The 21,316-nt window shown below is 63.4% G+C and carries 17 protein-coding genes; 4 read left to right on the top strand and 13 right to left on the bottom strand.

Going from position 1 to position 21,316, the window contains the following annotated elements; all coding sequences use genetic code 11:
- Positions 1-10: 10 nt before the first annotated feature.
- The 5 genes from GCT19_RS19065 to GCT19_RS19085 form a co-directional block, all read right to left on the bottom strand.
- A complete protein-coding gene (locus tag GCT19_RS19065; RefSeq protein WP_013091688.1) occupies positions 11-1,054 on the bottom strand; it encodes a rod shape-determining protein in 1,044 nt (347 codons plus the stop codon).
- A gap of 127 nt (positions 1,055-1,181) precedes the next feature.
- Positions 1,182-2,039: an IclR family transcriptional regulator gene (locus GCT19_RS19070; RefSeq protein ID WP_152852786.1), complete on the bottom strand. Its 858-nt coding sequence runs from the start codon at positions 2,037-2,039 to the stop codon at positions 1,182-1,184.
- An 85-nt stretch (positions 2,040-2,124) separates the two neighbouring features.
- Positions 2,125-2,853 carry an SDR family NAD(P)-dependent oxidoreductase gene (locus GCT19_RS19075; RefSeq protein WP_152852787.1) on the bottom strand — a complete coding sequence of 243 codons (729 nt, stop codon included), beginning with the start codon at positions 2,851-2,853 and terminating at the stop codon, positions 2,125-2,127.
- Between the two features lie 13 nt (positions 2,854-2,866).
- Positions 2,867-4,168, bottom strand: coding sequence for an MFS transporter (locus GCT19_RS19080; RefSeq protein WP_018438030.1), 1,302 nt, complete (start codon positions 4,166-4,168; stop codon positions 2,867-2,869).
- Positions 4,169-4,253: 85 nt separating this feature from the next.
- On the bottom strand, positions 4,254-4,775 hold the full coding sequence (locus GCT19_RS19085; protein ID WP_013091684.1) for a 2,4'-dihydroxyacetophenone dioxygenase family protein: 522 nt from the start codon (positions 4,773-4,775) through the stop codon (positions 4,254-4,256).
- A gap of 330 nt (positions 4,776-5,105) precedes the next feature.
- Here GCT19_RS19085 and GCT19_RS19090 point away from each other — a divergent pair, with 330 nt between their 5' ends.
- Complete coding sequence (locus GCT19_RS19090; RefSeq protein ID WP_152852788.1) at positions 5,106-6,524, top strand: trypsin-like peptidase domain-containing protein; 1,419 nt, start codon at positions 5,106-5,108, stop codon at positions 6,522-6,524.
- 63 nt (positions 6,525-6,587) lie between these two features.
- Here GCT19_RS19090 and GCT19_RS19095 read toward each other — a convergent pair whose 3' ends face one another.
- From GCT19_RS19095 to GCT19_RS19120, 6 genes are all read right to left on the bottom strand, one after another.
- Complete coding sequence (locus tag GCT19_RS19095; RefSeq protein ID WP_176136145.1) at positions 6,588-8,081, bottom strand: efflux transporter outer membrane subunit; 1,494 nt, start codon at positions 8,079-8,081, stop codon at positions 6,588-6,590.
- Positions 8,074-11,271, bottom strand: coding sequence for a multidrug efflux RND transporter permease subunit (locus GCT19_RS19100; protein ID WP_152852790.1), 3,198 nt, complete (start codon positions 11,269-11,271; stop codon positions 8,074-8,076). The genes GCT19_RS19095 and GCT19_RS19100 overlap by 8 nt, the downstream gene beginning before the upstream one ends.
- A gap of 11 nt (positions 11,272-11,282) precedes the next feature.
- The gene (locus tag GCT19_RS19105) at positions 11,283-12,497 is read right to left on the bottom strand and encodes an efflux RND transporter periplasmic adaptor subunit (RefSeq protein ID WP_152852791.1); all 1,215 of its coding nucleotides are present in this window, start codon (positions 12,495-12,497) and stop codon (positions 11,283-11,285) included.
- A gap of 313 nt (positions 12,498-12,810) precedes the next feature.
- Positions 12,811-14,277 (bottom strand): amino acid permease, encoded by a 1,467-nt coding sequence (locus GCT19_RS19110; RefSeq protein ID WP_152852792.1) that lies wholly within the window; start codon positions 14,275-14,277, stop codon positions 12,811-12,813.
- A 261-nt stretch (positions 14,278-14,538) separates the two neighbouring features.
- Positions 14,539-15,354, bottom strand: a complete 816-nt coding sequence (locus GCT19_RS19115; protein WP_321576829.1) for a hypothetical protein — start codon at positions 15,352-15,354, stop codon at positions 14,539-14,541.
- Between the two features lie 635 nt (positions 15,355-15,989).
- Entirely contained in the window at positions 15,990-16,412 is a 423-nt protein-coding gene (locus GCT19_RS19120; RefSeq protein ID WP_152852793.1) for a hypothetical protein, read from the bottom strand.
- Positions 16,413-17,106: 694 nt separating this feature from the next.
- Here GCT19_RS19120 and GCT19_RS19125 point away from each other — a divergent pair.
- Positions 17,107-17,511, top strand: coding sequence for a helix-turn-helix domain-containing protein (locus tag GCT19_RS19125; protein WP_018438022.1), 405 nt, complete (start codon positions 17,107-17,109; stop codon positions 17,509-17,511).
- A 42-nt stretch (positions 17,512-17,553) separates the two neighbouring features.
- On the opposite strand, the gene GCT19_RS19130 is transcribed toward GCT19_RS19125, so the two are convergent.
- Both GCT19_RS19130 and GCT19_RS19135 read right to left on the bottom strand, forming a co-directional pair.
- Positions 17,554-18,537, bottom strand: coding sequence for a pyridoxamine 5'-phosphate oxidase family protein (locus GCT19_RS19130; protein ID WP_152852794.1), 984 nt, complete (start codon positions 18,535-18,537; stop codon positions 17,554-17,556).
- Between the two features lie 43 nt (positions 18,538-18,580).
- Positions 18,581-19,222, bottom strand: coding sequence for a glutathione S-transferase family protein (locus tag GCT19_RS19135; RefSeq protein WP_152852795.1), 642 nt, complete (start codon positions 19,220-19,222; stop codon positions 18,581-18,583).
- 109 nt (positions 19,223-19,331) lie between these two features.
- Here GCT19_RS19135 and GCT19_RS19140 point away from each other — a divergent pair, with 109 nt between their 5' ends.
- Positions 19,332-20,246 (top strand): LysR family transcriptional regulator, encoded by a 915-nt coding sequence (locus GCT19_RS19140; protein ID WP_018438019.1) that lies wholly within the window; start codon positions 19,332-19,334, stop codon positions 20,244-20,246.
- 136 nt (positions 20,247-20,382) lie between these two features.
- Positions 20,383-21,258: a formyltetrahydrofolate deformylase gene (gene purU / locus GCT19_RS19145; protein ID WP_013091672.1), complete on the top strand. Its 876-nt coding sequence runs from the start codon at positions 20,383-20,385 to the stop codon at positions 21,256-21,258.
- Positions 21,259-21,316 lie beyond the last annotated feature (58 nt).

The raw sequence follows: 21,316 nt of genomic DNA on the forward strand, positions 1-21,316 counted from the left end.
GGCGCGCGCGTCAATCATAGGAAAACGAGCTGCCGAACTTCTCGATCCTCTCCAGCGCCATGCCCGAACCGCGTACGACGCAGGTCAGCGGCGCCTCGGCGACGAACACCGGCAAGCCGGTTTCCTCGGCGAGCAGACGGTCGAGATCGCGCAGCAGGGCGCCGCCGCCCGCGAGCGTGATGCCGCGCTCGGCGATGTCCGCGCCGAGTTCCGGCGGCGTCTGTTCCAATGCGATCTTCACCGACGACACGATCTGGTTCAGCGGATCGGTCAGCGCTTCGAGAATTTCGTTGCTCGACACCGTGAAGCTGCGCGGAATGCCCTCGGACATGTTGCGGCCTTTGACTTCCATCTCCATGACCTCGGAGCCCGGAAACGCGGAGCCGATTTCCTTCTTGATCGCTTCGGCGGTCTGCTCGCCGATCAGCATGCCGTAGTTGCGGCGGATGTAGTTGACGATGGCGTCGTCGAACTTGTCGCCGCCGACGCGCACCGAACCCTTGTACACGATGCCGCCGAGCGAGATCACGCCGACCTCGGTGGTGCCGCCGCCGATATCGACGACCATCGAGCCGGTCGCATCCGACACCGGCAGGCCGGCGCCCGTCGCGGCGGCCATCGGTTCCTCGATCAGATAGACCTGCGAGGCGCCCGCGCTATGCGCGGCCTCCTTGATGGCGCGACGCTCGACCTGGGTCGAACCGCAGGGCACGCAGATGATGATTCTCGGAGACGGTGCAAAAAGTCGCGACTCATGCGCCATCTGGATGAAGCGCTTGATCATCTGCTGGGTGATGTTGAAATCGGCGATCACGCCGTCTTTCATCGGCCGGATCGCTTCGATGTTGCCCGGGACCTTGCCGAGCATCTGCTTCGCTTCGCGGCCCACGGCGAGGATGATCTTCTTGCCGTTCGGGCCGCCTTCCTGGCGGATCGATACGACCGACGGCTCGTCGAGAACGATGCCCTTGCCGCGCATGTAGATCAGCGTGTTCGACGTGCCGAGGTCGATCGCGAGGTCGTTGGAAAAGTAGCCGCGCAGAAAACCGAACATGCGTATTCCTGTCTTTGCGAAGGCGGGCGCGTGAGCGCCGCCGGGAGCTTGTCGGGGTCTGCCGCTTGCACGCGGCGCGACAGCAAGAATAGCAGTTTATCGGCGGCCGCGGCCGCAGTATCTGCCGCTATCTGCCGCTCGCCGGGCCCAGCCGCGCCGCGATCGTGCGGCATGCCGCAAGCAGCGGCTCGATGTAAGTAGCTTGCACATCGTCGCGACGGCGGAAGGTCGGCATGCTGATGCTCACGCAGCCGGCCGCGCGGCCGTCCGGGCCGCGAATCGCGGCGCCGTAGCAGCAGATCGAATCTTCGTTCTCCTCGCGATCCTCCGCGTAGCCGCGTTGCGCAGTCGCATCGATCTCGCGGCGCACGGCGTCGAGGTCGGTCAGCGTGTGCTCGGTGAAACGCGCGAGTGGAGCGTTCTTCAGCAGCGCCTCGCGCTCGGTCACGGTGAGTGTCGCCAGATACGCCTTGCCGACCGAGCTCGACGTCAGCGACACGCGCGTGCCGATGCGCGAGGCCATGCGCACCGCATGCGGGCTTTCGAGCTTTTCGATGTAGACCATCTCGCCCTGGCTCGGCACCGCGAGGTGGATCGTCTCCGACGTGAGGTCGCGCAACGCCGTCAACGCATCGACGGCCGCGAGCCGCAGGTCCGAGCGTTCCCAGCTATGGCTCGCGAGATTGATCAGGCGCGGTCCGAGGCCGTAGGCATTGCCGCTGCCGCTCGCGATGATCAGCCCTTCGGCCTGCAATGCGGCGACGATGCGATGCACGGTCGGGCGAGGATAGCCGCTCGCCGCGCTCAGTTTCGCGACATTGGGCGGAGTTGGCGCGTCGGCGATCAGTTGCAGCACCGCGATGAACTTCGAGAACGCGGCGGCGCCGGCGACGGCCTTGGAGTCGGCCTTGTTTTCGGCGTGCCGGACGGCATCATGGCCGGCGGCGCCAGCGCGCGAAGAGGGTTTGGAAGCGGAACCGGGCATCACATAGAGGCAGGGCAGGGGTACGCAATTATGCCTTTATCGATGGCGTCGAACGAAGGTGGCGCCGCTTCACGCAACGATCCGATCACGCGACGAGATACCCGCCGTCGACCGGCACGATCGCGCCCGTCATGAACGACGCCGCCGGCGTGCAGAGAAACACCGCGACCTGAGCGACTTCTTCCGGCGTGCCCCAGCGACGCAGCGGGGTACGCTCGAGGATCGTCTGCGAGCGGCGATCGTCGTCCTGCAACGCCTGCGTGAGCGGCGTTGCGATCCAGCCCGGCGCAACGGCATTGACGCGAATGCCGTCGGCCGCGTACGCGATCGCGAGCGACTTCGTTAGCTGCGCAACTGCGCCCTTGCTCGCGCTATAGGCGGGCACGAGACCGCCGCCGAAAAAACTCAGCATCGACGCCGTGTTCACGATGCAGCCCGCCGATGCCTTCAGCAAGTCGCGCGCGGCCGCGCACACCCGCATCGTGCCGTTCAGATTGATATCCATCACGCGTTCGAACACGTCGAGCCGATGTTCTTCGACGCGGCTGATCACGCCCGCGCAGTTGACCACGATGTCGAGACGCTCGAACGCGTTCACCGCTGCGCTTACGGCGTCGCCCGAGCGCACATCCAATGCAACGCGCGGAATCTCGCGATCGAGCGTATCGGGTGCGCCTTCGGGCAGCGGCAAACCGGCTGCCACCGTGTGCGCCCCCAATTGCGCGAGCGCGTTGGCGATTGCCGCGCCGATGCCGGACAAGCCGCCGGTCACGAGCGCGGTCTTGCCTTCGAGTAGCTGATTCTGGAATGTCATGTGAGAAGCCGCGTCAGGTGGGTTGGGTCTCGATCGAGCTGGCGAGCGGCGCGGGCGCCACTTCCTTGACGACGAACAGATAGACGAGCGCCGCCGCGAACGCAACCGCCGCGCTGATCAGCAGCGCGTTGACGAACGAATGGGTCTGATCGACGACGATGCCGGTGATCACCGGCGCGAACGAGCCGCCCAGATAGCCGCCGAAGTTCTGCATGCTGCCCAGCGACGCCACCAGATGGCGCGGCGCGGCGACGCTGACGAGCGCCCATGCGCTGCCGCTCGACAGGTTCACGAACAGCATCGCGAGCGACACGTAGACGATCGCGAGCGTCGTGCTCGGCGTGTAGGCGGCCGGCACCGTGAACGCGGCCGCGCCGACGAGACCGACGCACAGCGGCCACTTGCGGCTGCGGATCGGCGCCATGCCGCGCTTCAACAGATAGTCGGCGATCACGCCGCTGCTCGCCATGCCGATCGTGCCGAACACATAGGGAATCGCGACGAGCCAGCCGGTGTGCGCGATGCTCAGATGACGCTCGCGCTCCAGATAGCCGGGCAGCCAGGTCAGATAGAGCCACACCATGTAGATCACGCCCATGAAGCCGAAGATCATGCCCCACGTGTTGCGCAGCTTGAACAGCGCGCCCCATTCGGCCCAGCTGAGGCCCTGCGGGTTTTCCTGGGCGATCGAGCCTTCGTTCAGATGCGCGGTTTCTGCTTCGGTCAGCGCGATTTCGCTGCGATTGCGATAGACGACGTACCAGGCGAGCGCGACGATGATGCCGACCACGCCCATGATGACGAACATCGTTCGCCATCCGAAGGCCAGCATCAGCACCGTGAGCAGCGGCGGCGCGATCATCGGCGCGATGGTGGATGACGAGATGAAGGTGCCGATCGGCGTGCCGCGCTCGCGTACCGCGAACCATTCGCTGACGACTTTCGCGCCGGCCGGAAACAGCGGCGCCTCGGCGATGCCGAGTACGACGCGCGCGGTGAGGAAGTGATTGAGCGTCTGGATGAAGCCGCCCGCCACCTGGGCGATCGACCACACGAGCATGCCGAGGCCGAGCATCACGCGTGAGCCGAAACGATCGAGCAGTGCGCCGACCGGCAACTGCGCGAACGCATACGACAACGAGAACGCGGACAGCAGCAACCCCATCTGCGAAGCGGACAGATGCAACTCCTCGCTGACCAGATGGTTCGCGATCGACAGCGTGCTGCGGTCGAGATAATTGACGATGCCCGCAACCGTCAGGAAGACGACGGCGACCACCTGGATACGTTTCAGACGCTGCGACTTCTGAAGCATGCTTGTCTCCTGCGCAATGTGTCCTGCTGTGTGGGGATGGTGTTGCGGCGCCTCGTGGTATTGCAGAGTCGTTGGGCGCGGCTCGTTACCGGATGAACTGATCGACGTAGTCTTCGCCGAGGCCGACCGCCGTGTAGTGCTTGCGGCACATGTCGATCTTCGTGAACACGTCTTCGTAGCCGGTGTAGTTGCCATACGGATCGCAATAGAACATCACGCCGTTGACCTGGAAGTACGTGATCATTTCCTCGACGTCCTCGGGGACATACAAGGTATGCGTTTCTCCCGGCGGCTCGTACACATAGCTGCCTTCGGTCGCGACCCAGTCATGTTCGAGATAGCGCCAGTGGCCCTTGAGCACCATGCCATGCACGGCCTGCGGATGACGATGCCGGCTCAGCACACCCGAGCGGCGCACGCGCAGCAGATTCATCCAGTATCCCTGCGACGCGTTCAGGCACAGCGGGCGAAACGACACGTTTTCGGCCTGCGGGACCCACACGCGTTCGTCGGTCGGAATCGCGAAGGGCACGACGATTTCCTTTTGCGCTTCTTTCGGGAACGGCAACTGGTACGGCGTCAGATCGGATCGGTTTGCCTCTGGCATGCGGAAATTCCTCGCGAAGTGTGCTGAAAGAACTTTATGTCCACATTGTGGATATCGAGTCCACGATATGGTTATTATCGGAACCGGTTTCGGCGAGGTCAATCCTGGGGAAATCACGGGTGGGGCACGATAAGCCATTCGTGAATTCATCCTCACATCGCGCGACAGATGCACGCGCAACGGTGGCCGCAAGCGCGCACGACGCGCAAATAACCCATAAATCAAGGCTTCTTCGCCTGTTTTGATCGAGCACCATCTTTAAGCCTTGTTTAAGAGGAGGCCACTACATTACGCATCCAACTTGAAATTTTCGGCAATATTCCCTTGACTATGACCACGAAAAAATACTGGAGCGGTAGCGCTGCGATTTGCGTAGTACTCGCGTTCGGCGGCGCGTATGCACTCAGCCATCGCAGTGCCGATGCATCCGTGAGCAGCACGGAGGGCTCGACGTCGTCGCTGCACGCGGTGTCCGATATCGTCGGCTCGCGCTCGTCGGCGCCCGACTTCTCCAGCATCGTGACGCGCTATGGTCCGGCGGTCGTGCATATCGGCGTGAAAGCAGCCGCGTCGATCGACGAGAACGGTCAACGCAAGAGCGGCGGCGAAGCGCTCGGCTCGGGCTTCATCATCAGCCAGGACGGGTACATCCTGACCAACAATCACGTCGTCGACGGCGCCAGCAGCGTGAGCGTGAAGCTCACCGACGGCCGTGAATTCCGCGCCCGCGTGATCGGCAAGGACAAGACCACCGACGTCGCCGTCGTCAAGATCGACGCGAACAATCTGCCGACCGTGAAGATCGGCAACCCGGACAGCAGCAAGGTCGGCGAATGGGTCGTAGCGATTGGCTCGCCGTACGGCTTCGACAGCACGGTGACTTCGGGGATCATCAGCGCGAAATCGCGTTCGATGTCCGACGATAGCCCGATCCCGTTCATCCAGACCGACGTGCCGGTCAATCCGGGCAACTCGGGCGGTCCGCTGTTCAATCTGAACGGCGAAGTGATCGGCATCAACTCGATGATCTACTCGCGCACCGGCGGCTTCCAGGGCCTGTCGTTCGCGATTCCGATCGATGCGGCGATGCACGTGAAGGACCAGCTCGTAAGCACCGGTCACGTGACTCGCGGCCGCATCGGCGTGGCCGTGCAGCCGCTCAGCGCCGACAAGGCGAAGGCGCTCGGCCTCGACTCGACGGGTGGCGCACTGGTCGGCTCGGTCGATCCGAATGGTCCCGCGCACGCAGCCGGTCTGCGCCAGGGCGACGTGATCGTCGGCGTGAATGGCAAGCATATCGATAACACCAGGGAATTGGTCGGTCAGGTTGCGCAACTGTCGCCGGGCAGCAAAGCGACGATCAGCGTGTGGCGCAACGGCAGCGAAAACAAGCTGTCGGTGACGGTGGGCACGCAGCAAGCGTCGGACTTGGCGTCGGCCGAGCCGCGCGAAGAGCAGCAGCCCCAACCGCAGCAGCAAAACCGTCCGCGTCTGGGCGTCGCCGTGCGTCCGCTGTCCCGCGACGAACTCCAGCAAGCGCAGCTGCCGGGTGGCGTGGTCGTACAGCAGGCCACCGGTCCGGCCGCCGAGGCAGGCATTCAGGCGGGCGACATCATCGTTGCCGTCGACGGCAAGGTGATTCGCGGCGTCGAGCAACTGCGCCGCATGATCGCGCAGGCGGACGACAGCGTGTCCGTCGCCGTGGTGCGCGATGGTGAACAAGCGTCGGTCGACGTGACGCTTGGCTGATGAGTAGGACCCGCCGGTGCAATGCCGGCGGCGGGCACGGCGCGCCGATGCAGCGCGCGTGCCTCAGTTGGGCGGCTGGACCCCATCCGCGTGAGACGTGCTGTGCGGTACATTCGGCGGTTCGTCGGGTCCGCCTCCCAGCGCGACGTAAAGCGACACCCCATTCTGCAAGGCCGTCGCCCGAAGCTGGATCAGCTGCTGCTCGGCGGCAAACTGATTGCGTCGCGCATCCACTACCTCGAGATAGATCGAGATCCCGTTTTCGTAGCGCAGCTCCGCTGTTTCGGCGAGTTGCCGCTGCGCCTGCACCGCCTGCTCCTGCGCCGCGATCTGCTCCTTGTAGCGTTGTCGTGCGACCAATGCATCGGAGACCTCGCGAAACGCGTTCTGCACCGTGCGCTGATAGTCGGCGACCAGTTCGTCGCGTCGCGCGCGCGCCTGCGCTAGTTGCGCCTGGCGCTGTCCCGCATCGAAGATCGGCATGCCGACCAGCGCGCCGAACGACCACGCCTGCTTGGCCGGCACGAACAGATCGCCGAGTTCGGGCGACACATAACCGAAGCTGCCCGTCAGCGCGATGCGCGGGAAAAAGTCCGCGCGAGCGGCGCCGATGTCTGCATTGGCCGCGCGCAGCTGCTGCTCGGCCTGTTGAATGTCGGGCCGGTCGATCAGCAACGCGGAGGGCAGGCCCGCGTCGAGTTCGCGAAACTGCGCGGCGTCGGCAATAGGCGGCGCTTGCGGCAGCGACTCCTTCAGCGGTCCGCCGATCAGCACCTCGAGCAGATTGCGTTGCTGCGCGGTAGTCCGTTGCAGCTCCGCCAGCTGCGTCTGCGCCTGCGTGACGAGAATGGCCGCCTGGTCGTAATCGACGCTCGACGTGACGCCCGCATCGAGCCGCATCTTCGCGACGTCGAGCGCATAGCGGCGGCTGTCGAGCGTCTGTTGCGCGAGCGCGATGCCTTCATCGCCCGAGCGGATCGCGTAGTAGTTCGACGCGACGTTACCGATCAGCGATAAACGGAACGCGTGTTGCGCCTCGATGGTGGCCAGATAGCGGCGCCGCGCCGCTTCGCTGGTGTTGCGCACGCGCCCCCAGAAGTCGAGTTCGAACGACGTCACCGCGGCCTGCACGTTGTACTGGTTGAACTGGACCGAAATGTCCGTGTTGTCGAACTCGGGATCGATCGAACCGAGCGGCGCCTTCGTGCGGGTCGCACCCGCGTTCGCATTGACCTGCGGCAAACGCGCGGCGTTCTGGATGCGATAGAACGCGCGCGCCTGCTCGATGCGCGCGACCGACGCGGCGAGATCGCGGTTGTGCTCGAGCGCGGCCTCGATCAGCAGCTTCAGTTGCGGGTCGGCGAAGAAGGTTTGCCAGTCGACTTCGCTTGCCAGATGCGCGGTGGCCGGATTGGCGGTCTCCGTCGTGTCGAAATGATCGGCGATCGGCAATGACGGCTGTTGATACTTCGGCGCGAAGTTGCAGGCGCCGAGCGAGCAGCAGAAGAGGGGCAGCAGCAGGCGCTTATGAAGGCACTGATGAAGGCGCTTACGCATCGCGCTGCCCTCCGCCCATTTCGCCCGGCGTGGCCGTCGGCAGATCGTCATCGTCGAGATCGATGCTGCGCTTCTTGCGGCTCAGCCAGCGACGCGCGGCCACATAGAACAGCGGCGTAAAGAAGATACCGAACATCGTCGCGGTCAGCATGCTGCCCATCACGCCGGTGCCGACCGCGCGCCGGCTCGCAGCGCCCGCGCCGGTCGCGAGCACGAGCGGCAGCATACCCAGCACGAACGTGACGCTGGTCATCAGGATAGGGCGCAGACGCTGCTGCGCGCCGTTCTTCGCGGCGGCCAATGCGTCCTTTCCTTCGGCTTCCTCCTTGATCGCGAACTCGACGATCAGAATCGCGTTCTTCGCGGCAAGGCCGATGATCGTCACGAGGCCGATGTTGAAGTACACGTCCGCGGACAGTCCGCGCAGCATCGTCAGCAGTACCGCACCGATCACGCCGAACGGGATGATCAGCAACACCGCGACCGGAATCGCCCAGCTCTCGTACAGCGCCGCGAGCAGAAGGAACACGACCACGAGCGACAACCCCAGCAGCATGCCGATCTGGCCGCTCGCCTGTTTTTCCTCGAACGCGGTGCCGGTCCATTCGTAGCTCAGGCTGCCGGTCAACACGTGCGACGCGATGCGTTCCATCTCGGCGATCGCCGCGCCGCTCGAACGGCCGGGCGCGGCCTGACCCGACAGCGTCGCGGACGGAAACCCGTTATAGCGTTCGAGTTGCTGCGGCCCGGAAATCCAGCGCACGTGCGAGAACGCCGAGAACGGCACCATCTCGCCGCGGTTGTTGCGCAGGCGCAGCGCGCTCACGTCCTCGGCGCGCATACGTTGCTCTGCGTCCGCCTGCAACAGCACGCGCAGCACGTTGCCCTCGAACACGAAGTCGTTCACGTAGTTCGAACCGAACGTCAGCGCAAGCGCCTGGTTCACCTGGCCGATCTGCAGACCGAGCGCGCGCGCCTTCACGCGGTCGATCTCGACATACAGCTGCGGCGCCTCCGGCATGCCCTCGGCGCGCACGCCCGCGAGAAGAGGGCTTTGCGACGCCTCGATCATCATGCGCCGCGCGGCCTGTTGCAGCGCTTCCCCGCCGACGCCGCTGCGATCCTGAATCTTCATCGTGAAGCCGGTCGCGGTGCCGAGCGAAGGAATCGGCGGCGGATCGAGCGCAAAAATGATCGCCTCGGGAATCTGCCGGAACGCGGCATTCGCGCGACGCACCAGCGCGCTCGCCGAATTCTCCTCGCCCGAGCGCTCGTCCCACGGCTTCAGATCGACGAACGACAGCGCCGCCGATTGCCCCTGGCCGAAGAAGCTGAAGCCCGTCACGGATGCGATGTTGCGCACCTGCGGCTGCGTTCGCAGAAACGCCTCGACTTGATCGATTGCGCGCTGCGTGCGCTGGTCGGTGGAACCCGGCGGCCCGGTATAGGTGACGAAAATGTATCCCTGGTCCTCGGTCGGCAGAAAGCCGGTCGGCAGCCGCGTGAAGAAAAACGCGGTGATCGCGCAGGCCGCGACGAACACCAGCAGCCAGCGCAGCGGCGAGCGCAACATCGCATCGACGCCGCCGATATAGCGCGTGGTGCCCGCTTCGAGCCCGCGATTGAAGCCGCCGAACACGCCGTGCAGCAGACGTGAGGCCGGGTTCTTCGGCCGTTCCTTTGACGCCGCCTCGCTGCGCAACATCGCCGCGCACAACGCCGCGCCGAGTGTCAGCGCCAGCACCGTCGACAGCAGGATCGACACCGCGAGCGTGACCGAAAACTGCCGGTAGATGCCGCCCGTCGAGCCCGGAAAAAACGCCATCGGAATGAACACCGCGACCAGCACCAGCGTACTCGCGATCGCCGCGCCCGAAATCTGCCCGATCGCTTTCACCGTTGCGCGCGGCGCGCCGAGCCCTTCCTCGCGCATGATGCGCGCGACGTTTTCGACGACGACGATCGCGTCGTCGTTGAGGATACCGATCGCGACCACCATGCCGAACAGCGACAGAATGTTGATCGACAGCCCGAACAGATAGAGCCCCGCGCAGGTGCCGATCAGCGCGATGGGCACGACGATCGTCGGGATCACGGTCGCGCGCCAGTCCTGCAGGAACAGGAACACCACGACCGTCACGAGCAGCAGCGCCTCGATCATCGTGCGGATCACGCCCTGCACCGAGGTCGTGATGAATGGCGTGGTGTCGAACGGCACGGTCCACGTGACGCCGCGCGGGAAGATCGACTGCAATTCATGCATGCGCTGGCGCACCGCGTTGGCGACCGCGAGCGCGTTCGCGCCGCTGGCGAGCTGGACCGCGATGCCGGCCGACGCCTTGCCGTTGACGGTGAGCCGGTTGCCATAGCTGTCGTTGCCGAGTTCGACGCGCGCGACGTCGCCCACCCGTACGGTCGAGCCATCCGGATTCGCGCGCACGATGATTTCGCGGAACTGCTCGGGCGTCGTGAAGCGGCTTTGCGTGACGATCTGCGCGGTGAATTCGGAGCCCGGCGCGATCGGCTGATCACCGAGGCCGCCGCCGGCGGTCTGGCTGTTCTGCTCCTGGATCGCCTGCAGCACCTCGCTCGCCGACAGCCCGAAGCCCGCGAGCTTGCGTGGATCGATCCAGATCCGCATCGCGTACGACGAGCCGAACAGCTGCACATCGCCGACGCCGTCGATCCGGCGCAATTCGTTGACGATGTTGTTCGACGCGAAGTTGCCCATCGCGGTGGCGCTGGTACCGTTGTCGGTCGCCTGCAGCGCAAGCAGCATCAGAAAGCCCGACGACGCCTTCGTCACGCGCACGCCGACCTGCCGGACTTCGAGCGGCAGACGCGGCTCGACGCGGCTCAGACGGTCCTGCACCTGGCTGCGCGCGACGTCGAGATCGGTGCCGGGCTTCAGCACCACGGTGATCTGCATCGTGCCGTTCGAGCGGCTCACCGACGACATGTACAGGAAATTGTCGATGCCGTTCATCTCGTCTTCGACGATCGACGTGACGGTGCGCTCGAGCGTACTCGCGTCGGCGCCGCTGTACACCGCGGTGATGCTGAGCGACGGCGGGGCGACGTCGGGATACTGCTCGACCGGCAACAACGCGAGCGCGATCGCGCCGAACAGCACGATGAAAAGGGCGATGACCCACGCGAAAACCGGCCGGGCGACGAAGAATCGATTCATCGATCCGCCCGTCAGTGCGCGGCAGAAGCGGGGGCGGGGGCCGCGGCCGGCTGCGCCGTCGGCGACGAAGCTTCGGGCGCGGGCCGCGCGTCGACACGCTGACCCGGTTGCACCTTCTGCCAGCCATCGACGATCAGGCGCTCACCGGGCTTCAGACCATTACGCACGGTCCAGCGTCCTTCGCCCTGTTCGCCGAGATCGATGTTGCGGCGGACCACGGTGCCGTCGTCGGCGACCAGCGCGACGCTCGCAATGCCGTTGTCGAGTTGCACCGCGCGCTCGGGAATACGGATGCCCTGCAGCGTGCCCGCCGCGATGATGCGCCCGCGCACGAACTGCCCCGGCAACAGCGTGCGGTCCGGATTCGCGAAGCGCGCGCGCACCGTCTGCGTGCCGGTCGACGGATCGATGACGAGATCGGCGAAGTCGAGAAAACCGCGCTCGTTGTAGACTTGGCCGTTGGCGAGGATCAGTTGCACCTCGACGTGCTTCATGCTGATCGGCTTGCGCGCGCCGGACTGGATCTGCTGCTCGACGTCGAGCATCACGGTGTTCGACTGTGTGAACACCGCGTTGATCGGCGTCAGCTGATTGACCTGCGTGAGCAGCGTGGCCGCGCCCGCGCTGACGAGCGCGCCTTCGGTGACGAGCGCGCGGCCCGCGCGCCCAGCGATCGGCGTGCGTATGATGCAGCGATCGAGCCGCAGTTGCGCGAGCGAAACCGCGGCTTGCGCATCTGAGACATTGGCCTGCGCCTGCTGCATCGTCGCGAGCGCGGCGTCGTATTCCTGCGCGCTGACCGCATGACGGCCGACGAGCGGCTTGAACCGTTCCACGACCGACGCCGCGTTGTCTCGCACGGCGGTCGCGCGCGTGAGCGCGGCCTGTGCCTGCTGCAACTGCGCGCGATAGTCGCTCGCGTCGATCTGGAAGAGCGGGGCGTTGGCTGGAAGGTCAGTGCCTTCCTGATACAGCGTGCGCTCGACGATGCCATCGACGCGCGCGCGAATCTCGGCGGTGCGCACGGCCTCGATGCGGCCCGGCAACTCGACGACATCGGCGACAGGGGTGGTGGAAACCGTTTCGACCAGCACCGGAACCGGCGGCGGCATCGACGCGGTGGCGGGAGTCTGGGACCGGTCGTTGCAGGCGGCAAGCAGGAGCGGCAAACCGGTGATCAGCAGCGATACGGCACGACTACGCAGGCGGAATGCGGAGCAAGGCAAGAGAAACTCCTTTGATCAAGGCAGTCTTTTTTGCGCGTGAGATCGGTGACGGTTTTAACGGTTTGCGGTCGAATTAACTGTTCGGAATGAGCGTGGGCGCGTTAATGCGCGGAAAAAGATTTCCGTTGATCCTACCGTGTCTGGGTGGCTTGTCAATTTATTCTTGGTTGTCGCGACTGGGACTAGACGCAGCGCGCATGTCCAGAGAGTTCGGCAGGTTGAATGGCAATCGTCAATTACATGTCAAATGCGATCCCGCAATTGACATCAGCAATTGCCGCTATTTAAAGGCATGCAATTGTGACCGAATCACTCACGTATGCTTGCGCTCCGGATGCCGCAACACCGAATGGTTGCGGCCGTATGACAGATAAATCACCATGCCGATCACGAGCCACACGACGAGCCGTAGCCACGTAACGAGCGGCAGGCCGACCATCAGCAGCAAGCAGAACAGGATGCCGAGCACTGGCACGACAGGTACGCCGGGCGCCCGGAATGGACGCGCCGCCTCGGAGTCGCTGCCCCGCAGATAGATCACCGCGCCGCACACGAGCACGAACGCGAATAGCGTGCCGATGCTGACCATCTCGCCGAGCACGCCGATCGGCGTCAGCGCAGAGACGATCGCGACGACCGTACCGATCAGGATCTGGCTCAGATAAGGTGTGTGCAGACGCAGATGCACCTTCGCGAAGAAGTGCGGCAACAGACCGTCTTGCGACATCGTGAAAAAGATGCGGCTTTGCCCATAGAGCAGCACGAGTATCACGGTGGTCAGCCCCGTCAACGCACCGATTTTGATCAGAATCGCAAACCACGTGAGCCCGATCGTGTCGACACCCTTGGCGATCGGATCGGGAACGTTCAGCTCGGTGTAGGGAACGAGGCCGGTCAGCACAGCGGCGACGAGGATGTACAGCACCGTGCAGATGACAAGCGAGCCGAGGATACCGATCGGCATGTCGCGCTGCGGCTGTCGCGCTTCCTGTGCGGCGGTCGACACCGCATCGAAGCCGATGAACGCGAAGAACACCACGGCCGAGCCACGCAGAATTCCGCTCATGCCGAAACTGCCGAACTGGCCGGTGTTGGCAGGAATGAACGGATGCCAGTGTTCCGGCTTGATGAAAAACAGACCGATCGCGATAAACGCGACCACCACGGTCAGCTTGACCGCGACCATCACGTTGTTCAGGCGCGCCGATTCCTTAGTGCCCAACACCAGCAACGTGGTCAGGATCGCGATGATCACCACCGCCGGCAGGTTGATCACGCCGGTGACCGTCGAGCCATCGGCCAGCTTGACGATGGTGCCGGGCGCGGCGGCGAGGGTAGGTGGAATGTCGATACCGACGTTGCGCAACAGGCTCACGATATAGCCGGACCAGCCCACAGCTACGGTCGCGGCCCCCATGGCGTACTCGAGGATCAGGTCCCAGCCGATGATCCACGCGAAGAGCTCGCCGAGCGTCGCATACGTGTACGTGTAGCTGCTGCCGCACACAGGCAGCATCGCCGCAAGCTCCGAATAACACAGGCCGACGAACGCGCACGCGATGCCGCCCAGGATGAACGACAGCGTGATGGCCGGCCCCGCGAACTGCGCGGCGGCGGTTCCCGTCAGCACGAAGATGCCGGCGCCGATGATCGCGCCGATGCCCATCGCGGTGATACTCGTCGCGCCGAGCGTTTTCGACAGATGGCGGCCTTCTTCGACGTCGGCGCTGGCGATGATCTCAGCCACGGATTTGCGTGCCATGTAACCGGTATCGGCCATGATGAGTCGTCCCTTTTCAGTGTTGATTAGGCACGAACCGGTCAGACTGCCATCGGCTCGCGGAGCACGACAAAAAACATCCGTCGCCGCGCACGGCAACGGTCACGGCAAGTGCGAAGAAAGCGTCTAACGGAAAAAGTCTGAGTTCAGTCTATGCCGGATTAAAAGCAAAGTGAAATCCGCCTGGTTTGTCGGAGTGATAGGGCAGTGACGTGGCAGGCGTGCGCGGCAGGGGTGCTGTGCGCCGGTGTGCCGGTGTGCTTAGCCGATACGCCCGCGGCGCAGCACGCCGCTCAGGCCGAGCGAGTGACCGGGGTCGTAATAGTGAATCAGGAGCGTGCGCCGCTGCCCGTTCTGTACGTCGAGGTTCGCATGCTGAAGCGCGAAGCCGTTGAATTCATAGACGCTGCCCGGTTTGACCGGAATGCGCTGGCAGTTGCCGACGCGCAGATCATGCAGGGTATGCCAACTGCGCCAACTGAGCGGCAGGCTGTGCAGGAAGCCATGGCGCATCTTGCAGATCAGGTTGGTCAGCGTCGTGACCGACAGGCGCGGCTTGCGATACATCACGAGGTCGCCGTTGTGAACGCCGTCGGGTGCGAGCTGAAGCGGAATCAGCAGCGTCAGCAGGTGCGAATCGTAGTGGCGACAGTGGCTCTCCGCCAGCGAAGTCTTGCTGGCACAGCGCAGTACGTGGAACGGCTCGGTCGGTAAGTTTGTCTGCCCGACCCTCGCGGCCAGCGCGCGCGCATTCGCGCAGATCGACTGCTCGAGTTCACGAAAAGGCTGAGCGCGACGCAGCATCTCGGCGATCTGCGCGCCGGACTGCGAGCGCGGTGCCGTCGTGTCGAACAGGTGGTCGATGAACTGGTTGATTTCGGCGATCGTCTCCTGGGGAATCACGTCATCAAAAGATTTCAAGGCGACGCTTTTGTCGATTCGAATTCTCTTAGTCTCAGTGTGCCCACGCACGTCTGTCAGGGTGTCCATAGCCCAAATTTCCAATCGTTTTTTTGTTCGACAACCGTAATGAAAAATATTCCCTACTAGCCGCGCACAATGTGCGGCAGCGTACACAAAGTTCTCAGGTGATTGATTGCGATCATTAAATCTAAAAGCGGGTTTCTCTGATTGCTTTTCTAATCTCGTTACGAGAATTTGGAAATTGCTCAGACTGCAAAAAGATGCCCGCGGGTGTTTGACGAAATGCGGAAATAATGACTTCGTCCCGAAATCCGAATTTTTTGGTGATAATTTGTATTATGTCAAATGTGGTGTGGGTCTACCTCGGCCCACCACTGGGCATTTCAGCTGCCGTCGCCAGTGCGCGTACGGCGTGCCAACAATTGCCTCTGCCGATGAACGACGATGCGCAGTCGCGTGCGCGAAATGTCGCAAGCGCCCAGTCTCATGCGTCCCGCACGGTTCGGCGATCGTCAACCAAACTGGCTCGACATTTTAATGTCAAATTTACCGCGCGCGCATTTACACCCTTGCCGAATTACGCCCCTCCGCGCAAATCGGTTCATTCATGCGCGACATATGCCGCAATTAGACAATTGTTAAATATTTCCCTGTGCACCACGAGAATAAGCTTTGAAGCAAACGCGAATAACGCTCTCGCGGCTCCAGCGGATTTCTTATCCTCGGCGATTGCGTTGTGACTTAGGGGCGTTTCGCATTTTCTGTCGACCCGCGAGCGTCTCGTCGCGTTACGTGCATTTCGACGCGGCGTACGGGCACAACGAGTTCGCCGCGTTCCCGTTTGCCTCGGTCTGCGATGCATGTTCGAACACCCGCAGACGCTCGGCATCTGCGATCAGTCGTTTCTTGGTCGTCGAGCGTCCCGCCGATCCGAAGCCCATCACCTTTTCGTATTCATGCGGCCTGTCGTGCCTGAAACGGTTAAAGAAGTCATCACCCGGCAGACCGTTATCGAGGCTCATCAGGCAGCCGTAGTCGAGCGACGCACAATCGCTCAGCGAGCGCGCCGCGTCCGCCAATGCCCGATAACGGCTTTGCAACGGTTCCTCGCGACCGAAAAGCGCGTGCAGTTCCTGATAAGACACGAGTCTCTTGCGCTTGGCGGCACGCAATAGCATCGCGGCGATATCGCGGGTCCTATCGGTGTTCATGTCAGTCTCCTTACCGCCTGCTTGCAGATGCCCACTGGCACCCGCCGTCATCTTTGATCGTGTTTATGCGTATCGAGTACCCGGCAAAAATATTTCCGGATATTGAGCGACGCACTCAAAGTAAGCAGATGGTTACTGGAGTCGGGATTCACAGCGACACTCCGCACGAATGTCCCCATTCTCGATAATCCGCCTGGAAAGCGCCGCAAAAACGGTTTTTTCAATCTTGAGAACCCTTTTTTCGCAGATTTCCAGCGAACGCCACCCTGCATCCAAAAATGCATTCGAATGGCATTCGCAAAACAGAAATCCACGCATTCAAACGAGTCAGTCTTCCGACATCTCGCGCGTTACTAATAAGCTCCAGACCTCAAGCTCTATGCGGCTTGGCGGTGTCCGGGCAGCCGGCGCGAACAGGTTCGGATTGATGTTTTGTTTAAATCAGTTCAATCAGGTTAGCAAACGTGAAATTCAATCGCAAGAAAGATTTTTACGAATGCAGAAAGAAAACATAGTGCTAACGTCTTACGCGAGGATTAGGTCTTTTTCTATCAGAGGAAAGACGCGATTGATTTTTTATTCTTTTGGACACAGCGGGCGACTTTTCGATTATCTGTAAGTGGCGTGGCCTCTTCTCTGTCTATCCCAGCAACCGATTGCAGTCCGGTCAGCGACCCAACGGCGGAGTTCTCCAATGCATCGACCGAATGACGATTTACCGACCGTCGCACGGCGTCTCACAGCGGGCAAGAAACTGCTCGATGGCGTCGCTGCGGCCGAGGTCGCGAAACAGATGGGAATGGCAAAGACCACCGTCGAGCGCTATCGCAAGCTATTGGAGCAAGGTGGGCTCGAGGCGCTTAGAAACATGAGCGTCGGCGGCCGCCATTCCGCACTCGCGGTGGCGGATCTGGACTGGTTGGCCGAGGCGCTGAGGGCCTCGCCACGGGACTATGGCTTCGACGCCGATGGCTGGAGCAATGCGCGCATGCGCGAGCTGATAAGCCGTCAGTTCGGCATTTCGTACTCGCGAGTCTATGTATGGCAACTGGCCACCAGACTCGGCGTGTCTTACCGGCTCGGCCGAAATGCGCACTAAAACGGCGGCCGCACCAGCCAACGCACGCGCGTGCGCATCGGCTCAGGCGCTTTCTCGAACCTTTGGCAGAAACTGCGGCGCCAGTTCGACGGCCGACCATTGGAACGGCAACGCGCCACGGCTGCGCCGCACTTCGTCCACATGGAACCGCACGAGCCGCTGCGCGCCCGCAAATGCCGCGAGCTCGTCGCCGTCCCAGATAATCTCCGCTCGCACCGCCAGATAAAGCAGATCGCCGGTTGCGAAGTCGATGACCAGCAGGCCCGCGCGGGGATCGTGCACGAGGTTGCCGATCGTGTTGAAGAAGCGGTTGCCACTGTAATCGGGCGTGGTCAGCGTATTTGCGTCGTCCACGCGCACGAAACCCGGTGCGCCGCCGCGATGCGAAACGTCGCCCCCCTTCCCCACCCCCGCTTCCTCGCTCAAATTCGCGCTGGCGATAAAGAACGTGTCCGCGCTCGCGAGCAATTCGCGGTCGGCACTGCTCAGATGCGTGGCAATCTCTGGTTGCGCGCGCGTCGCGGCCGCGTTCCGTTCGATGAAGGACGGCGTACGGCTCTGGATGTACTTCGGGCAATTGCCGAAACTCTGCATGACTTCGACCTGCAACGTGTCGCCCTGCACGGACCTTACGACGCCATTCACCCGATTGCGGCGCCGCGTGCGCAGCTCGATGCCCAGCGCACCGAGCTGCGCGCCTTCGCGCCAAGCCGCGGCGAGCGGATCGCCAGCCAAGGCGCCGCCTTCGATGCGCAGCGTGCGCGCATCCGGTGACGAGACGAAGCCCGGCGAACTCGCGCGCAGCGTCGCCCACGGCTGTCCGCTCGCATCGACGCCGCCGATCACGAGGAACGGCTGTGCGGCAAAGAACTCACGATGCTGCTCCGGCATGAAACGGCGAATTCCCCGACGCCCCATCGACTCCGCCACGTCACGCACACCGGCGCGCTGCTGCGCCTCCTGCTCGCCGGCATGAAACGGCGACACGTCGGTTCCCCAGTTATTCAACAGAACGAATTCGGACATGACCGGACTCCCTCGCAAGATCTGACGCGGCTCTAAACGCGAATCACGCCGCCAGCAAACCCGCCTTCGTCGACGGCATCGCGATGAAACGCGGCAATGCCTCCACGCGACTCAGCCACGCACGAATGTTCGGATACGGCTGCAATGACACACCGCCCTCGGGTGCGTGAGCGATATACGTATGCGCGGCGATATCGGCGATCGTCACGTGCGCGCCGGCCACGAACGGCTTGCCGGCAAGCTCCTCGTCGATCACGTCGAACAGCTTGACGGCGATCTGCTTCGCACGCGCGTGGTCGAGCGGCGCGCCGAACACGGTAACGAGCCGCGCCGCGCACGGCCCGTATGCGATCTGGCCAGCCGCGAGCGACAGCCAGCGCTGCACCGCCGCGGCGCCGAGTGGATCGTCCGGCAGCCACGACGCGTCGCCATAGCGCTTCGCCAGATAGACGAGAATCGCGTTCGAATCGAATAGCGTGAGCTCGCCGTCCCGAATCGTGGGCACCTGACCGAACGGATTCAGCGCGAGGTAGTCGGGCTTGCGGTTGTCGCCCGCCGTCATGTCCAGCTCGATCACCTCGAACGGCAGATCGAGCAGCGTCAGAAACAGCTTCACGCGATGACCGTGGCCTGAAAGCCGCGTCGTATACAGCTTGATAGGCTGGGCGGGTCGGGTGGCGGACATGGAGGTCTCCGGATACGTTGAATGAGACGCCCAGCATATGGCGTAGGCACTGTTGCGCGGAAGCCCGATAATCCCGGAAACACAGTTAAGCGAGAATGGACAATCGATCATGGCCGATGTGCGCAACGTGAACCTGAACCGCCTCGCGATCTTCGTCGCGGTCATCGACGCGGGCTCGCTGAGCGCCGCCGCGACGCGGCTCGGACTCGCGAAGACGATGGTCAGCACGCATATGCAGCGGCTCGAGGCCGAGGTCGGCGCGAGCCTGCTGGTGCGCACCACCCGGCGGCTCGGCGTCACCGAGGCGGGCCGCACGTTCTATGAGGCGAGCGTGAAGATACTGCGCGCCGCCGAGGACGCGCTCAACGCGCTCGGCGGGGAAACCTCGCCGGTACGCGGCACGCTGCGCGTCAGTGCGCCGAACGACTACGGCACGCTCGTCGTCACGCCCGCGCTGGTCGAATTGCGCCGCGCGCATCCGCAGCTCGACGTCGAACTGCTGAGCAGCGACCGCTACGTCGATCTGATCGCCGATGGCATCGACGTCGCGATTCGGCTTGGCCGTCTCGCGGATTCGAACTATCGGGCGGTGAAGCTCGGCAGCTTCGTCAAATGGCTCGTCGCGAGTCCCGAGTTCCTGCGCACGTGGGGCGTGCCGAGCACGCCGGCCGAGTTGGAGACGCTGCCCTATTGCGCGTTGTCGGTGCTGCCGCATCCGTTGACGCTCGATCTGCGGCACGTCGACGGTAAAACCGCGAGCGTGCGATGCGAGTCCGCGTTGCGTGTCAACACGGCCAATGCCTGCCGGGCGGCGACGCTCGCGGGCGGCGGCATCGGTCTGCTGACGGATTTTTCGATCGCGGACGACGTCGCCGCGGGACGGCTGATCCGGTTGCTGCCCGAATGGGCAACCGCGCCGGCGAGCATCCAGGCCGTGTTTCCGCCGACGAGTCACCCGCCGGCGAAAGTGCGCGCCTTGATCGATACGCTGAAGCGAAGGCTCGCGGCGGACCCTGCGGAATAGCGCCGCAGATCCGCCTGGCGTTCCCATTCCAGCGCAACGGCGGTTAGCTTCTATCCCCGCGATCGCCCGATTTGCTCTACTGCGACGATGCGCGCCGCGCCCCGCGGCCTCGCCTGATCGTCAATGTGGAGAGCTCATGTCCGCCATTTCCCGTCCTGCTCAAGGGGTCCTCACCGTCGCGTGTCCGAGCGCGGCGGGCCAGGTTGCCGCCGTCGCCGGTTTTCTCGAACGGCATCGTTGCTATGTCGACGAACTCACCGTATTCGACGACGAACTCAGCGAGCGCTTTTTCGTGCGCTGCGTGTTTCACCACGTCGATCGCGACGACGCGCTGCAGATCGCCACGCTGAAGCAGGAATTCGCGCCGATCGCCGAACGCTTCCGGATGACGTGGGCGATCCACGATCTGTCGATCCGGCCGAAAGTCATGATCATGGTGTCCAAACTCGAACACTGCCTCGCCGACCTGCTGTTCCGCTGGCGCATGGGCGAGCTGAAGATGGACATCGTCGGCATCGGCTCGAATCACCGCGATCTCGAACCGCTCGCGCGGCAGCACGGCCTGCCGTTCCATCATCTGCCGATTACCGCCGACACGAAGCCGCAACAGGAAGCCCAACTGCTCGACCTGTTCGACTCGTCCGGCGCCGAGCTGCTGATTCTCGCGCGCTACATGCAGATCCTGTCCGCCGAAACGAGCCGCGCGCTCGCCGGGCGCGCGATCAATATTCATCATTCGTTCCTGCCGGGGTTCAAGGGGGCGAAACCCTATCACCAGGCCCATGCGCGCGGCGTCAAGGTGATCGGTGCCACCGCCCATTTCGTTACCGACGATCTCGACGAAGGCCCAATCATCGAGCAGGGAGTCGAACCGGTCGATCACTCGTACAGTCCCGAACGGCTGCTGACGACCGGACGCGACGTAGAGTGCATTACGCTCGCGCGCGCGGTGAAGGCGTTCGTCGAGCGGCGGGTGTTCATCAACGGCGAGCGCACCGTCGTGCTGCGGTAAACAGAAAAACGCCGCTGAAAAGCGGCGTTTTCATCAGGCTGCGCCGACGCTTGCCGGC

It is taken from the genome of Paraburkholderia atlantica (assembly GCF_009362785.1).
Lineage (GTDB): Bacteria > Pseudomonadota > Gammaproteobacteria > Burkholderiales > Burkholderiaceae > Paraburkholderia > Paraburkholderia atlantica.

Excerpts from the sequence above, each read along its gene's own strand:
- GCT19_RS19065 (WP_013091688.1), bottom strand. The coding sequence starts at position 1,054 with ATGTTCGGTTTTCTGCGCGGCTACTTTTCCAACGACCTCGCGATCGAC.
- GCT19_RS19070 (WP_152852786.1), bottom strand. The coding sequence starts at position 2,039 with ATGCCCGGTTCCGCTTCCAAACCCTCTTCGCGCGCTGGCGCCGCCGGC.
- GCT19_RS19075 (WP_152852787.1), bottom strand. The coding sequence starts at position 2,853 with ATGACATTCCAGAATCAGCTACTCGAAGGCAAGACCGCGCTCGTGACC.
- GCT19_RS19080 (WP_018438030.1), bottom strand. The coding sequence starts at position 4,168 with ATGCTTCAGAAGTCGCAGCGTCTGAAACGTATCCAGGTGGTCGCCGTC.
- GCT19_RS19085 (WP_013091684.1), bottom strand. The coding sequence starts at position 4,775 with ATGCCAGAGGCAAACCGATCCGATCTGACGCCGTACCAGTTGCCGTTC.
- GCT19_RS19090 (WP_152852788.1), top strand. The coding sequence starts at position 5,106 with ATGACCACGAAAAAATACTGGAGCGGTAGCGCTGCGATTTGCGTAGTA.
- GCT19_RS19095 (WP_176136145.1), bottom strand. The coding sequence starts at position 8,081 with ATGCGTAAGCGCCTTCATCAGTGCCTTCATAAGCGCCTGCTGCTGCCC.
- GCT19_RS19100 (WP_152852790.1), bottom strand. The coding sequence starts at position 11,271 with ATGAATCGATTCTTCGTCGCCCGGCCGGTTTTCGCGTGGGTCATCGCC.
- GCT19_RS19110 (WP_152852792.1), bottom strand. The coding sequence starts at position 14,277 with ATGGCCGATACCGGTTACATGGCACGCAAATCCGTGGCTGAGATCATC.
- GCT19_RS19120 (WP_152852793.1), bottom strand. The coding sequence starts at position 16,412 with ATGAACACCGATAGGACCCGCGATATCGCCGCGATGCTATTGCGTGCC.
- GCT19_RS19125 (WP_018438022.1), top strand. The coding sequence starts at position 17,107 with ATGCATCGACCGAATGACGATTTACCGACCGTCGCACGGCGTCTCACA.
- GCT19_RS19130 (WP_152852794.1), bottom strand. The coding sequence starts at position 18,537 with ATGTCCGAATTCGTTCTGTTGAATAACTGGGGAACCGACGTGTCGCCG.
- GCT19_RS19135 (WP_152852795.1), bottom strand. The coding sequence starts at position 19,222 with ATGTCCGCCACCCGACCCGCCCAGCCTATCAAGCTGTATACGACGCGG.
- GCT19_RS19140 (WP_018438019.1), top strand. The coding sequence starts at position 19,332 with ATGGCCGATGTGCGCAACGTGAACCTGAACCGCCTCGCGATCTTCGTC.
- purU (WP_013091672.1), top strand. The coding sequence starts at position 20,383 with ATGTCCGCCATTTCCCGTCCTGCTCAAGGGGTCCTCACCGTCGCGTGT.